The sequence below is a fragment of the Jutongia huaianensis genome, from assembly GCF_014384985.1.
GTDB classification, from domain to species: domain Bacteria; phylum Bacillota; class Clostridia; order Lachnospirales; family Lachnospiraceae; genus Jutongia; species Jutongia huaianensis.
Map to the genome: position 1 here is coordinate 1 of NZ_JACRSX010000027.1, position 15,378 is coordinate 15,378.

The 15,378-nt window shown below is 41.6% G+C and carries 11 protein-coding genes, 3 tRNA genes and 1 rRNA gene; 3 read left to right on the top strand and 12 right to left on the bottom strand.

The genetic code is table 11. From position 1 onward, the window contains the following. Window positions 1–157: 157 nt before the first annotated feature. The 5 genes from H8704_RS13255 to H8704_RS13275 all read right to left on the bottom strand — a co-directional run bounded on the left by H8704_RS13255 (window position 158) and on the right by H8704_RS13275 (window position 6,542). Window positions 158–1,240: a TRAFAC clade GTPase domain-containing protein gene (locus H8704_RS13255; RefSeq protein WP_249298577.1), complete on the bottom strand. Its 1,083-nt coding sequence runs from the start codon at window positions 1,238–1,240 to the stop codon at window positions 158–160. Window positions 1,241–1,267: 27 nt separating this feature from the next. Further along, complete coding sequence (locus H8704_RS13260) at window positions 1,268–3,541, bottom strand: GTPase domain-containing protein (protein WP_249298578.1); 2,274 nt, start codon at window positions 3,539–3,541, stop codon at window positions 1,268–1,270. A gap of 23 nt (window positions 3,542–3,564) precedes the next feature. Beyond that, a complete protein-coding gene (locus H8704_RS13265) occupies window positions 3,565–3,858 on the bottom strand; it encodes a Mor transcription activator family protein (protein ID WP_022465044.1) in 294 nt (97 codons plus the stop codon). Between the two features lie 112 nt (window positions 3,859–3,970). Beyond that, window positions 3,971–5,752: a hypothetical protein gene (locus H8704_RS13270; RefSeq protein WP_249298579.1), complete on the bottom strand. Its 1,782-nt coding sequence runs from the start codon at window positions 5,750–5,752 to the stop codon at window positions 3,971–3,973. A gap of 157 nt (window positions 5,753–5,909) precedes the next feature. Then, entirely contained in the window at window positions 5,910–6,542 is a 633-nt protein-coding gene (locus tag H8704_RS13275) for a YARHG domain-containing protein (protein WP_249298580.1), read from the bottom strand. A 218-nt stretch (window positions 6,543–6,760) separates the two neighbouring features. On the opposite strand from H8704_RS13275, the gene H8704_RS13280 reads away from it, so the two are divergent. The 3 genes from H8704_RS13280 to H8704_RS13290 all read left to right on the top strand — a co-directional run bounded on the left by H8704_RS13280 (window position 6,761) and on the right by H8704_RS13290 (window position 12,818). Continuing rightward, a complete protein-coding gene (locus H8704_RS13280) occupies window positions 6,761–9,733 on the top strand; it encodes a hypothetical protein (protein WP_249298581.1) in 2,973 nt (990 codons plus the stop codon). 44 nt (window positions 9,734–9,777) lie between these two features. Then, a complete protein-coding gene (locus H8704_RS13285) occupies window positions 9,778–11,235 on the top strand; it encodes a protein kinase domain-containing protein (protein WP_249298582.1) in 1,458 nt (485 codons plus the stop codon). A gap of 83 nt (window positions 11,236–11,318) precedes the next feature. After that, entirely contained in the window at window positions 11,319–12,818 is a 1,500-nt protein-coding gene (locus H8704_RS13290) for a beta clamp domain-containing protein (protein ID WP_249298583.1), read from the top strand. Window positions 12,819–12,836: 18 nt separating this feature from the next. On the opposite strand, the gene H8704_RS13295 is transcribed toward H8704_RS13290, so the two are convergent. The 7 genes from H8704_RS13295 to H8704_RS13325 form a co-directional block, all read right to left on the bottom strand. Further along, entirely contained in the window at window positions 12,837–13,460 is a 624-nt protein-coding gene (locus H8704_RS13295; protein ID WP_249298584.1) for an RNA polymerase factor sigma-70, read from the bottom strand. 91 nt (window positions 13,461–13,551) lie between these two features. Then, on the bottom strand, window positions 13,552–14,304 hold the full coding sequence (rlmB, locus tag H8704_RS13300) for a 23S rRNA (guanosine(2251)-2'-O)-methyltransferase RlmB (RefSeq protein WP_118679883.1): 753 nt from the start codon (window positions 14,302–14,304) through the stop codon (window positions 13,552–13,554). Window positions 14,305–14,348: 44 nt separating this feature from the next. Then, window positions 14,349–14,822: a Mini-ribonuclease 3 gene (locus tag H8704_RS13305; RefSeq protein WP_118679881.1), complete on the bottom strand. Its 474-nt coding sequence runs from the start codon at window positions 14,820–14,822 to the stop codon at window positions 14,349–14,351. A 100-nt stretch (window positions 14,823–14,922) separates the two neighbouring features. Next, window positions 14,923–14,994 (bottom strand) — tRNA-Cys (locus H8704_RS13310). A gap of 6 nt (window positions 14,995–15,000) precedes the next feature. Next, window positions 15,001–15,072: transfer RNA gene (locus H8704_RS13315), tRNA-Glu, on the bottom strand. A 50-nt stretch (window positions 15,073–15,122) separates the two neighbouring features. Further along, window positions 15,123–15,194: transfer RNA gene (locus H8704_RS13320), tRNA-Asn, on the bottom strand. A gap of 86 nt (window positions 15,195–15,280) precedes the next feature. After that, window positions 15,281–15,378: ribosomal RNA gene (locus H8704_RS13325) — 23S ribosomal RNA — on the bottom strand; the annotation flags it as partial.

The following is a 15,378-nucleotide window of genomic DNA, read 5'->3' on the forward strand; positions in this document are numbered from 1 at the left end:
AACTTTTTCTAATAAACTGATTTATATTATCATCACACAATGTTAAATCAATCTCATTTTCCACCTTTGTCTTTCCTATTCTAAAACCAACAGGACTTCCTTTGTATGAACAATAAGAGTATAACTCACACATACTTTAAATGCCTCCATTTCTAGTTTAAAAATTTAATGGATTTTGAACAATTTCAAATCCTTCCTCATTCCTTATTAATTTTTTTCTTAGATTATCCTCTTCCTTTATAAAATCATCAACCGAGGCATAATTTAAAAAGTCTTCCACAAGATATTTCTGAATGAGCTTTCCAAAAAATCCCAGTTTTTCCTTTTCATTCTCCATCACCCTTCGTAACATATATAAAATATACATTAACACATAAATCATTGGCTGCTCACAATATTGTGGCTCCGGTCCATAAACATCCTCATTGCTAAAATAATATAGGGCTTCCTTGGGTGTTTTCCATTTTTCATCAAGGATAATTTCACCCTCATCGTCCCTACTAAAATGGTTAAAGTATACATTCCCCATAGTCATAATTGGAATAATGGCAATTTCTGCACCACCTTTGTTTGGACCATCAAAAAAATCAAAAATACCCTTATATGCCTTTTTAATTTTAGTTGCCACTACGTCTAATTTTCCTTCTTCCCTATATTTTTCGCATTTCAATGGAACAAAGAGTATCATTTTAGGCTCATTTTTATTAACTTCTATCTCTTTAATTATCTGATTAATCCTTTGGCTGTAATTTCTGCGATCATTATATTTTCCAATTTCTTCCGCACTGTTTGTTCTTGTTCCTTCCATTAAATACGGTGTATCTATAGCAATGATAATCACATTACTTTTCAATAGATTTTCATTTATTTGTGTTCTATGTTCCTTATTTTCCCGGTCATTTCCCAGCCACTCACCTGGATAATCAATAAAATTGATAGTCATCATACCTTCCTGTCCAGATTTATTCTTTAATTTGATTCCAAAAGTATACTCATTCAAATCTGATGTTGGCTTATCATCTGGTACAAGTCCTCTTTTTTTATTGTGATAATACTCTTGCATCTCTCTTTGTTTTTCCTCTATGATGAGCAATGTGTCATCACCGACGGGGGTAATCATTAAATTGTCTTTTCCTAATGTTTCGTCAAAACACGCCTGCATTGCTGCAAGCACACTGGTCTTTCCGGTTCTACGCCCGCCAAACATCATTACATCCACATGTTTACTTGATTGATTCATCTTTTTCTCCTTTTGTTCATTGATTCACTACATCTTTATATTTTTTAGTGCAGAATTATCTTGTATTGTTTGTGTTACTTTTTTCCATGTTTTATATGCTTCTATGCTATTTATTTTCGATGCATATTGCTCCGCCCAGATATCAGGAATCCAATTCCCATATAAATATTCCCATTCCGTCATTACGTCTTTATACGTTGTACTGCCTGAATAAGTTGCTCGATCGTGAAAATCTTTTGCTGCTGCAAACAAAGCTCTGTTGGGAACCTTAAATAATTCATTCAATTCCTTTCCCAAATCATCAAAAATCTCATTTATAGCCTTATCCAGCCAAAATATAATATCTTCAGATTGTTTTTCTCTATTGTTGGCATCTGAATCAATCTGCGGAGTCTGAGTATTAAGACTAAGATCAATCTGATCCAATTTATCTCTGACCTCATAAATCATAAATCCCTCAACACTGATTTTAAATTTATGCAACTCCTGCATTGCTTTCGTAATCAGCGGATAATCCCCCGTATTGTTTCTTATTTTTTCTATAAATGTTTCAATCCACTCACTGGCATTTTTGTCGTTTTTACTCACAATATGCCCCAGCTTTCCCTTATCATCATCTGTCAGAGCATCAACAATAGATTGTTTAAACTGCTCGACTAATTGATTAAGAATATCATCCAGTTCCATAAAATCATCTATGATGCTTATTCTGATTTTATTCGTACATTTTTCGTATACTTGTATCTGATTAATACTACCTTTTTCCAGTAATTCGATAACTTCTTCTTGACTTGGAACAAGTTTCAATATATTCTTCAATTTTTTATCACATTCTTCCTGAAATTCTTCAGATGGCTTATTCCTCTTTTCATTCAATTCAAGAAAAATTTTGCGCACCCTTCCTAACATAATATCTAATGTTTCCCGAATCTCTGGACTCATTTCCTGTTTTATATCCTCACTCGCACTATCAATAAAAACTTCAGAAAGGCTGGAAACTATATTTTTATATTTCCTAATCAAATCCTCTGCCAAATCATTCAAACCTTTTACAATAAATCCATCAACTTTCTCAACTCTTTCTGTAAGTCCTGATAATACCGGCGAAAGTAAATTTTTTTCTACATTTTCGTGATCCATGCAATCTACATCTAATACCCCAGCAATTGCCATTTTACTATTGATTATATCCTCCTTAGTCTTTTCAATTACATCAGTATTTTTTCCATCTCCGTCTTTCACCCGGTTAATAACCCAAAATAAAAGCTGTTCACAATATTGTGCCGATATCCGTTTCTGAATCTTACTAATAATATCTGTTTCTCTTGCTCCCAACCCTGCACGAAGTGCATCTGGTCTGTACATTAATATTATGGCATCAGAGTCGTTTTCTGCCGCATACAGCATATTTTCTTCAACCTTTATTGCTGTATCACCCAGCCCCTTCGTATCCACTAAAACAATTTTTCCCGCATCTTTCTTTGGAAAAGCACAAATAATATTGGCACATTTCACTCCAAGATATTTATAATACATTTTGCCAGGATCAACACTGGAATGTTGTGCAACATACTGTTCAATCTCCTCCTGTGGGACAAATAATTTCTGTCCCAGACGTGATTTAATCTCATCATCATTTATGTGCTCTACATATTTTTTTAGTTGTTCTAATTTTCCTTTTGCGTTAGCATCTAATCCAATCTTACTGTCAATTTCACTTATTGGTATATTCGATGCATTAGAAAGATCTGATATTCTATATTTTACATAATCGCTGTTTCCAACAATTTCTTTTAAATAATCATTGATGATATCTAAAATCTCTGTACATGAATAGAATGTTATTTCAGCTTTAACCTCTAGAGCTTCTGGTGCATTACTGATAATTGATTTGGCTCCTGTACAATCTGAACCCTTTGCCGAAGGAATAACATCTCCTCCTAACCCACTAATCTGCTGAAGCACGCAGCTTTTTCCCTGTCCTGCTGCCCCAACAAAACTAATATTTAGGGTTTCACGGCTAAATCTATTCTTAACAATCTGTAATTTCTTCATATAGCAATCATATGCACTATAAAATGCACTGGTGTCAATTCTTCTAATCTTATTGGCCACTTCTGATTGTTGTCTCAGCATCATAATTAACGGATCATTAGACGATACCTCTGAAAGGTTCTGTTTTATTTCTTCTATTTTTCCAATAGAAATCCGAATCTTCTCAACATTACTTTCAACATCATGAAGCTTTTTTAATTTTTCCTGCCTGTTTCGTACAATTTCATCAATTTTTTCTGAAGTCATCTTTTTCTCCTTTCAACGTCTATCTACACACTTTCTTCTCCCACGCACATCTCGCCCTGATTGGCTTCCGCCAGCATTTTCCGTACATACCGCTCGCTGTAGCCAAACTTTTTTGCAATATCAGATATCTTCTTTTTCCCTTGAAGATGACTGATCTCCTGCATTACATATTCTTTGGAATAAAGCTTCATAGGGAATACAAACTGCTGCCCCTTGAACCGTTCATAAAACTCTTCGATGCGCTCTTTGCCAATAATTTCTGCAATTTCTTCATATACACCGGCATACACAGGTATGGGTTCCTGTTTTTCTTCCATTTTTTTCCACCGCCTTTACTATTATTTTAGCAAATCGCCCTGTCGTTGTAAGTTGTCATTTTCCTATGTCTTTTCTCTTGAATATTTCCAATATAATCCACTGGAAAAACAGCTATTTGGTTTTACCCGGCAGAAAGAGATCTTTGTGCAGATTAGTCTCGTTAATAGTCAGCAGATACCAGTATTTTTCTCTCCGGTTATATGCATTCCACAGAACAATTCCGAGAAAAAATATCAGGCAAAACGCTGGGTGCATTAAAGTCAGGATTACCCCGGCGAATGTCAGACCGATGCCCAGTATCTCATAAATTGTTGTCATCTTTTTGGGATATTTTTGCGCAGTTTTTATATTCTTATCACTGCAGGTCTCCAGAGCATTTATATAGTTTTGTGCATTTTCCGTGCGGCCCTTTTGCTTCACAAATTCTATTGCCTGACGGATTTCATCCACATCATGCAGATTGGTGCGAAGATACACTTTGTCAAATATTGCTGCATCTTCCTGAGTCCATATGGTATCGATCCGTTTTTTGATCTCATCCACAAATGGCTGTTTATTTTCTTCCAATGCATCATAAGCAGCAATGCGTTCTGTCATTTTTTGACAAACTTCCTCCGATGCCTCTGTGATATTCGGACACAATCTTGCAATACAGTCTTTTTCCAGTTGATCAAACACCTGACTTGACGTAACATTTAAAGCATTCATTACAACCCGGATCTGTTTTTTTGCCTCCTGGGCCTTTTCTTCATTCTGTTTTGCCTCGCCAAAATAATATCTGCTCAATATATTGTCAACATCCTCCTGGGAATATTCGACACCATATCGGCCGGCAATTTCCCAGATTCCTTTTTCTTTTATCACCTGCTTCTTTTGTATATCCGGTGCATCGTAATCCATAAATTTATGAAGAACCCGTTTTATTGCAGCTTCCTCCGTGCACAGCAGATACTCTTCGGTAATGCGAACCAATTCATCATAATTGATCTGATCATATACTTCACTTTCTTCAACCCCACACTCCTGCATAGCATAATAAATTGTTTCCTTTAGTTCCTCAACCTCCTGAGGCCCCTGCTGCTTTGCTGTTTCATATTCACTTTGGAACACCTTTTCAAAACGCGTCCAGTAGCTCTCAAGATCCGAGAAACAATTTCCAATATTACAGACATGCATCCGCTCTTCCGAATAGTTATCAAAGATATAACCTAAAATCCACTGTGTCGGACATGTAAGAACTGCCTGTATCAGTAAATCTTTTCTTTTGTCCGGATATTTCTTTGCATTTTCAAATAATGCACTTGCCCTGTCTACGTCAAAACCGGACTCATAATATCCGGAATAATATGTATTCACCAGACTCATATGATTATCGAAAATCTCAAAAATAGAATTCCTGATCCCCATTACCAGGGAATCCTTCGTATCCGAATTATATAAGCCGGCTTTTTTAGCCGCTGCTGCAATGGAACTTCCGGCATCTCCCAGAGTATTTACCAGACTATGTGCCATTCCTGTGGTTGCATTCAGAGCGCCCGCCTTTACGCTTCCTTTGATCGCCCCGGAAATACCAAAACCACCACCGATAAATTTTCCCCGGTATGCCTTTCTTGCCTCCCGGTATGCCTTCATGGCATTCTTATCTTGAGTGATCTCCATAATTCGATATTCAATCCGTTCCACACTCTCGTCAAGATAACTCATATCGACACACTGCCTGATATAATCTCCTCTGGAGATATCGTATATTTCCATAGAAGCCAGCCTGCCATATAATTCATCGACGACGTATTGGTCAATCAATCCATATACAACCTCATCCAGTTTTTCCAGCACTGCTTCAATTCCAAAGCAGCGGTCATACCAATGTTTAAATTCTTTTATCACCTGCATGCTTGCCTGTCCTGCCCGATGCTGCATATTCCTGTATCGAATGTATGCATTCGGAATCGATATTGTCCTATTAAATAATGTAAAATCAGCCATCTTTATCACCATGCCTTTCCATAAACCGCAGTTTCTCCACTGCGGACGTATTCTTTTCTCCCAATCACTCGTGTTTTTGTATAAATGCTATATTTCTGCGTTCCAGCTTACTTAGTTCCGTAGCGTCCGAAAAGTCCTCCGGCGCAATGCTTGGGGTATACCAGTCCTTCCGGTCAAAATAATCCTGTAATTCCTGATCCTGAAACATTCTGCCGTGACGCGCATAAATCTCATTCCGGGCAATTCTCAGCTTTTTAGCGCCAAGCTTCTTTAAATCTTTTTCTTTCAGTTTGCGTTTGGAACTCATGGGCAGAATATATTTTTTCTGAGAGACGTTCTTATCCTCTAACGTATTCCCATCCGCATCTTCGGAATCATCATATTCCTCATCCTGGTCATCATAATCTGCTTCCGTGTCATCATAGCTCCACCCAATGTCATCCTCCAAATCGGAATAATCGGAGTCGTCATTTTGTGTTTCCTGAGATTGCTCTGTCTTTTTTTTCGTCCCGTCATTTTCCGCATCCTGAAACATCTGAATCGAACTCATCCCCACCCAGAGAATCACAAATACGATCAGATACGCCTTCTTTTTCTGCATTTTCACCGACCAGGGACTCCCATAAAATGTGATATGATCATTGATAACGCCACCAATGATCGAACTTAAGATCAACATAATAACAATAGCTATCATATCTGTTCCTTCCTCCTTTTCCTATGTCTTTTTCCTTGCTTTTTTCCATTTCATATCTGCATTTTTATTCTAACCCCGGCTGTCCTTTTGATTTTTATTTTTTTTCGCACATAGAGTCTCTGATAGGGATATTGCAAAACGATATTATTTCCTGCATAATAAAGGATGAGATTTTTACATAAAATAACAATGTCTTATATACGAAACGAGGAGAAGTTATGAGAAGGATTACAAAAATACTGACTGCCTCTATCCTTGCGGTAAGTCTTTTTTCCGGTTCTGTATTATCTGCATTTCCTGCTGTTGCAGTAGAAAAAACATACACCACAAAGGATCTGTTTTCCAAAATATTGCCGGACAATGCCACGATCACCATTTCGGATCTCGATGATCTCAACCGTCTGGACACTTATATACAAACCGGTATGTTAAATAAAGATAGCAATTATACTTTTCGTTTAGAAAATGATATTGCTTTATCTGATTATACATTTGACCGTCAGAATGATTCCTCTAAGATTACGATCTATGAAAATCAAAAGCCTGCCGCCGTATATGATGAAGCCTCTGAAACCTTCTATACTGATGATTCCCTGCAGACCGTCAGTGATTTTTCTTTTCAGGGCAAGTCCTGGAAGCCCAGTGGCTCCCGGTCATTCTGTGCTTCCTTTGATGGTAACGGTCATCAGATCACCGGTCTGTGGAGCTTTCCGGACACAGATTACAAACAGACTGCTTTTGGTCTCTTTGCCGGTCTGTCCGGTGCAAGGATTTCGAATCTGACCATCAACGGTGCATTTATTTCTGCAGATTATAATTTGAGTAAAAACACGACAGATTCCTTCGATTCATTAGGAATACTTTCTGCCGTGAGCTCCAATAGCAGCATTGTAAACTGTTCTATCCAAAATGCCTTTATTTCTGCCGGAGATTACCGGTCCGTTGGGGCACTCTGCGGTCAGTCCGAAGAGGATTCCTTTGACAATGTTACCGTAGATGCCTCCATCCGGCTTCACACCGGTAAAACAGAGGACGAAAGCACTTCCCACCGGCTTATCACTAAAGCCTGTGGTATGCTCACCGGAACATACACCGGACAGATGCTTACTGCCTTTGTCAACAGCAAAGCATCCGGACAGATCACAGATGAGGATTCTTACTTCTCCGTAGGAGGACTTTGCGGAAAAGCAGAGTCCATGATCTATATGACCAATTGCACCAACAGCACAGAGATTTCATCCGCAGGCATTGCCGGCGGTCTGGTGGGTAGTGCAGCCATCACTCCCATCCGATCCGACTATCGTAATTCACTTCCTATTTATATGAACCATGTTGAAAATACTGCCTCCATTTCCGGGATCTACGCCGGAGGGATCATTGGCGTCTCCTACGACGAGGAATTTTTTGAACATTCCATGAATGAACCTTTTGATATGAATTATCAAACCCCTCTGACAGTGATAATCGGCGGCGAAAATTCCGGTGCCATCCGGGCATCCTCCCGCGGTGGCGGTATAATCGGTCAGGGTGCTGTCCCTTATTTAAAGGACTGCAGCAACCATGGAACAATCGTTAACATCGAAAAAGAAGCTTCCCTTGCCAATCTGGGCTCCCTTGTTTTTTCTTCTGAATATGGCAAATTATACGCCAGCCAGAACGACCTGATCACAGCGGATCTGCAAAATATCCAGGATCAGATGGCAGGCATTGGAGGTCTGATCGGACAGTGCTATTGTATATCCTATATTTATAATAGTTATAATGATGCAAATCTGATCACACGTTTTGCAATCTGTGGCGGATTACTTGGCCGTGTTTCCGAAGAATATGTAACAGGGCTGCTGTCCATGGAAAATTGTTTTCACAGCGGTCAGATCACTCAGGAGCAAAGTGGCTCAGACCCTGCGATCCAGCCGATTCCTAATGACAGCTCCGACGCTTCCCCTTCAAGCTCCCCTACTCCTGTGATAGATCGTCCGGCTTCCTCCTCGGATACACAGACTCTTCGTCCGGTTCTGACAGCCAGTCTGATCGGATATTGTTGTGATCTGTTATACAGCCGGAATATCCGCTATTGTTATACCACCCAGTCATCCCTTCCCTTGTGTGGCTACTGGGGCTATTCTATTCTGGATGGAACCCCTCTTTCAGAAGATGTTTCACCGGTAAGTCCTTCCGAATGTGCTGTGATCTCAACAGCACAGCTGACAGGTTCCGAAAGCAGCCAGACCATCGGAAATGATTCCTATAACAGCTATCCGGATCTTCTGTCCTGCCTCAATGCCTGGATAGAAAATAAAAAGAATAATGAACGATATTACCTGTCCGGTTATTATTATTTTTCACAAGAACCATCCGCATGGACAGAAGATAGCAGCCACCCTGTTCTCTCCCTTCAGAGTGTGCCGGATCCACGCTATTCTCCACTTCCTGTTACCATGCCACCGGCTCGAACGACCACTCCGGATCCCTCCGTCGTTTCGCCGGAACCGTCAATTTCCTTAGCCCCCAGTCCGGAAACCTCCAGCGAAACCGAACAGCCTGCAGAAACGTCATCTGCTGCCGAAACGAAACCCGTATTACTTAAGACAACTGCCGACCGGCGAGGTGGAATCCGTATTGTCTGGAGCTGCGCCACGCTTTATGACGGTTATCAGATATATCGTGCCACAAGCCGGAATGCTGCTTTCCGTTCTATTGTGTCCCTGAACACCTCCCGGAGGTCCAAATATTTCACCCAGACCACAACAGCAAAGAACATCCGAAGCACCTACATTGATGTAACAACAAAGCCGGAACAAACGTATTATTATAAGATCGTTCCATATAACCGTCACAACTCTTCTAACATCTATGGAACTGCCAGTGATATCGGAAATGCCACAGCCCGCCTGATGGCCCCTGTACTGACCGTCCGGCGGAAGAAAAATGCTGACGGACAGCGTTATCTGCGGATCAAACTCCGCCGGTATCAGGGTCGCTATGCCGATATCTACATTCGCAAAAACCAAAAAAAATATACTCTGCTGCAATTGCGAAACGATAATATCAAACAGCAGAAAGCAACCTTTGACCTGCACTATACCTTCCGAAAAGCAACGATTGCCGTCAAGGTACAGACCTTCCATAAGAAAAAACGTACAAATGGAAGTTTTTATTCAAAAGAAATCGTATTGCAGATCAGAGAGTAACTATTTATACTTTATTATAATATACAATCAAGAGGTGTCCTTTTATGAGCAGCAAACAGAATTTATTCCGGCCGGGAGACATTATCCGGGAACGATACGAAATATTGGAAGAACTGGGAAGCGGTGGCTTTGCCACCACATATAAAGCTCAGGACCTTTCTCTTGGAATTCCTGTTGCTCTGAAGGTGTATCACCGCAGCTCCTTTACCGGCCAGGAGGATGCACTGAAGGAAGCAAAGATCGCCGCAGGTCTTTATGACCTGGAGGGTATCGCATCCGCCAGAGATTTTTTCGGCGAAAACGATATTCCATGCATTGTGATGGAATATGTGAAAGGAGTCAGTATTAAGGATTATGTTCGTGAACATGGCCGTATTGCCGGAAACAAAATGCTTCTTCTGGTCAAGCCTCTGTTAAAAAGCCTGATCAAAATTCACGAAAAAGGGATACTCCATCGGGATATCAGCGCTGACAATATTTTGTTGACAGAAGACGGGAAACTCAAGCTCATTGATTTTGGTGCAGCCCGCTTTACCCAAAAGGCAAAGGACGCCGAATATACTTTAATCTTCAAACGTGGTTTTGCTCCCATTGAACAGTGCAGCAATGTAGGAGAGCAGGGACCCTGGACCGATGTTTACGGAATCTGTGCCACAATGTATTACATGGTGACCGGGATCATTCCCGATGATTCTGTCAATCGTTATGTAGACGATCAAATGCTTCCCCTGCAGCGGATCGATGGCATCAAATTAAATCAGCATGAAATCGCCTGCATTTCCAAGGGACTGGCTGTCCGTATCGAAGACCGATATGACTCCATTGCTCTCCTATATGCAGATCTCTACGGAGCAGGCGCAAACGATACCTTAAATCCTCTTTCAGATCATACCACCTTAAAGCCTGCAGCATTCCGTCCCACAGAAATAAATTTTACGGAAAAGCTTCTGTCAGATCTTGCCCGGTCCGTAAAGAAGAAACAGTTTCATTCCTTACATCGAAGGAAACTTATGATCCTTGCACTGTTTTTGCTACTGGCTCTGACCGGCACCGGAATATATTTCTATAACTCCACGCATCCAAAGAATGCCTCCTCCCTGAATACCGTCTCGCCTGCCCGGACAGTTTCTCCCGCCACAGCACCCTCAGCGACAGCTCCCTTTACCACCGTCCCGGCTGCCACCCAGACTCCTCCGCCGTCAGAAGGCAACGCAACAGCAAAGCCTCGTAAAAACACGAAAAAAACGGCAACAGACCGTCCTGCCACCAAAAGTAATCCAGGTAAAAACAACAAAGCCATACAAAATAGTGGCAGCTCCACAAAAAACAACAGTACTATGCAAAATAATGGCAGCTCCACAAAAAAAACAACGGCTGCACCAAATAGCAACCGCTCCACAAATAGCAGGACGCCCACGCCAAAAAACAACCGCTCCACAAATAGCAAAACTCCCGCACCAAAGCGAAACCAACGATTTGACGGAGATCTGGATGATCTGTAATAAAACAGAAAGCATCCAAACAAAAAGGAAAGGACAAAGAGCATATCTTTGAAATACAAAAGCCCATGAACACAAGCCTTGATATGATCAGACAAATGCAAAAGACAGCCTATCAGAGACCCGATATTTATCTTATCCGGAAATGGTATCATTACGGTCAGACACCCTCCACTTCTCCGTCTCAATCCAATCCGGAAGCCCCGGATCCAATACTGTCTGATACAAAGGACGAAATACGCCACACTGCTTATTTAAACTTTTACAAACAGATCAAATCATTTAAAGTTGCTTCCCGCCAGACGATCCAACGCTGGTTTGGAATCGATGGATTTGCCGTTCCTTCCCGCCGGCAGCTTCTTTCCTGTGCTCTTTTTCTCCACTTCTCTCTTGAAGAAACGCAGGATTACCTGCTTCATTATCTTTCCCAATGGGATCTGCAGGTAAACGATTACGAAGAAATGATCTGTATGTATTGTCTGGAAAATCAGCTTGGTTATGACAGCTTTGAATTTATGGTTCATTTTTTTGAAACACATACCGATCAGGAACTGCGCCCCCTGCAAACGGCACAGACAGACCTGCTCAAAAAAACCTATAAAAAGAAAAAATCTTTGCCACAGCAGGAATTTCTTCTGTGGATGTGTCAAAGTGCAGAGCTATTTAAGGGCTATAGTATGACTGTCTACAGCTATTATATTCACCTGCTCAATGAAGCATTTCAATATTATCAAAAAGAATGTCTGGGCGAATTGCAGATGCTTTTGACGCGTACCGATTATGAAGACTGGAAAACCTCAAATGCAAACAGCCTCTCCCATATGAATACGGAAAAGGAACGGATCCGCCGTTATCTCAAAAACATGCAGCGACGCAAATCTCCTTCTGCGTCCCCGGAAGACCTGAAGGAGATTCAAAATCTTTATGTGATCGCCTATGCTCCAAAAGCGCGTATTTCCGATCTGTTAAACCAGATTTATCACAATAATAAAAAAGACTCCGCCACCTGGAATCACGAAATGTTTGCGCAGTTATCCGATTTTCTCGGTGAGGAAATGCAATGGGAAAATTCCAAATATATTTCCGAGCTTTTATCCATGTCCGTCCAAAAAGAACGTCAGATGCTCTATCAACGCGCAAGGGCTGCATTGGAACTGTCTGACCCTGAAAAGCCATGTCCCGGCTGGATCTGCCGTCTCCTGAACGGAAACTATCCGGATCAAAAATCTCTCTCCGTAAAGGATGCCCGCAAAACTATCACAAAGGAATTAAAAAAACAGAAGACCCGAGTCCGAAACATCCAGCGTTCCGATCTCCTTCTTCTGATTCAATACATATATTCTGTAAAATATGATTCCGAAACGCAGCAGAATCTGACCGGATACCGCAAAGAGGATGCCATAGACGGCTTTGTTACTCTTTCCAATACCATTCTGGCCACTTGCGGTATGCGCGGGATCAATCCTTCCTACCGGCTAGACCAGCTTCTGCTCTCCTGTATTACTGATGAAGAAATCATTTTATTAGGAAATCTGCTGGATACCAGTTTTGATGAGGAGGAAGTCCCGTCCAATCACAGTTGTTGATCATATATCTGTGCCCGGCTATTTCTTTAATGCCTTATTTACTTTCGTTTTGATCCGCTGCAGGGCGTTATCAATGGACTTGGGCTCCTTCTTCATCTGCCTTGCGATCTCCTGATAAGTCATCCCGTCCATATAAAGATCAAAAACCTTTTTTTCCAATGGACTTAGTGCTGTTTCTATCTGTTCGCGGAGATTGCGGACGTTTTCCCGGTCGATCAATATTTCCTCCGGGCTGAGCTCTGCCGCCTCCAGAGAATGATCCACCATAAAACTTCCATTCTCTGCTCCGTCCTGCTCTAAATATGCCGGTGAATAAATAGATACATATGTATTCAACGGAATGTTTTTCTTGCGGTTTGAGGATTTTACAGCCGAATAAAGCTGTCTGCTGATACAGAGCTCCGCAAATGTCGAAAAGACTGCCTCTTTAGAGCTGTCATAGTCCTGAATCGCCTTAAATAGACCAATCATCCCCTCCTGCATCAGATCATCCTGATCTCCACCGATCATAAACAAAGATCTCGCACGTTTGCGGACGATTCCCTTATACCGGCGCATTAATGCGTCAATCGCCGCATGATCCTGACTCTGCGCCCGGCAGATCAGTTCCTCTTCCGGCATTGTCTCAAAGTTTTCCGTCATTCTTTTCCATCCTCCAAACCAATATTACGGTTTTCTCCCCCTTTAACAGATTATATTTTATGATCTATTCCCAAATATATCTGTCTTAAGATTATTTTCCTGCCTTATTTAATCTCTGACGTACAATTTCATACGAAAGCACACCCATTGCTACAGAAGCATTGAGCGAATCAATATCTCCAAACATCGGTATACTGGCTACAAAATCACAATTTTCTTTCACAAGACGGCTCACACCATCTCCCTCATTTCCAATCACGACACCCATAGGACCTGTCAGGTCGAGAGAATACATGGATTCGCCACCCATATCACCACAGACAAACCACATTCCTTTTTCCTTCAGCTCCTCCATAGTTCTGACCAGATTGGTAACCTTTGCTACCGGCGTATAATTGATTGCTCCGGCAGATGCCTTGGCCACAGTGGCGGTCAAACCAACCGCACGCCGTTTTGGAATAATGACACCGTGTGCACCAACCTGATTGGCTGTTCGAATGATAGAACCCAGATTATGCGGATCCTCAATATTGTCCAAAAGGATCAGAAACGGTGCCTCTCCCTTTTTCTCTGCAGCTTCAAGCATCTCGTCAACCGTTCCGTACTCATATGCGGCAGCATAAGCAATAACTCCCTGGTGCTTTCCTGTCTCCGACATCTGATCCAGTCGTTCCTTTTTTACAAAATTCACAATCGTATCTACCTTCTTGGCCTCCCGAAGAATTGTCCGGATCGGACCATCCTGGCATCCATCCAGCAGAAATACCTTATCAATGGTCTTTCCTGCCCGGAATGCCTCCAGCACTGCATTTCTTCCCTCTATCGTAAGCTCCTCGTATCTCATATCTATTCTTCCTTTCTCTCTAATGAATCATCTTAAATAATTGATTATTGATCAAACTGTTCCGTACGTTCCAGTCCCAGTGCGATCAGTTCAATTACCCGCGGCATCTGCTCCTTCAGGTATAAATATCCGATCAGCGCCTCAAATCCTGTGGCTATCCGGTAATCAATGATGGATGCATTTTTTGCTGATGTTCCTGACTTTGCATTCCTGCCATGATGAAAAACTCTGTTTTCCTCTTCCGTAAGATCCGGCTCTATAGATTCCACAAGCCGTGCCTGGGATTCCGCCTTAACGATACTGCTGGTCATTTTATGAAATGTCTTTACACTGTAATTTCCCTTGCGGAGCACCAGCGTCCGTATGATCAGATCATAGACAGCATCACCGATATACGCCAGCCCCAGCGCAGAATACTGCTCCGGTTTTAATTTACTTTCTCCAAATTGACGATATATTTCCTCTTGAAACCCGATCTCTTTTATTGATTCTTTTGTTATGCTTTCCTTGTCATTCATACGTTTTCCTTTTCCACTTTTTAAACTGTAATTATGTTTTATTTTGGGTATTTATATATAGAAAAAAATCCTCGAAACATCAGCGTTTCAAGGATTTGAGAGGCGCAGGCCGGATTTGAACCGGCGCATACTGGTGTTGCAGACCATTGCCTTACCACTTGGCTACTGCGCCATATAGTGACTCCAACGGGATTTGAACCCGTGTTACCGCCGTGAAAGGGCGATGTCTTAACCGCTTGACCATGGAGCCATTGATTTATTATATGTCCCGTCTCCGGAAAATATCCCAAAATAGGAAAACTCCCCGAGTAGGGCTCGAACCTACAACAACTCGGTTAACAGCCGAGTGCTCTACCATTGAGCTATCGAGGATCATCTTTTTGAAAGCAGATACCTTCAAAACTGTATACCGATCATAACATCTTCCCGCTGCTTCCGCAACCAGCTTCCCGTTTCTTTTGGATAAGCCTTCGACCTATTAGTGACAGTCAGCTGCATACGTTACCGTACTTCCACCTCTGCCCTATCTACCTCATCGTCTCTAAGGGGTCTTATG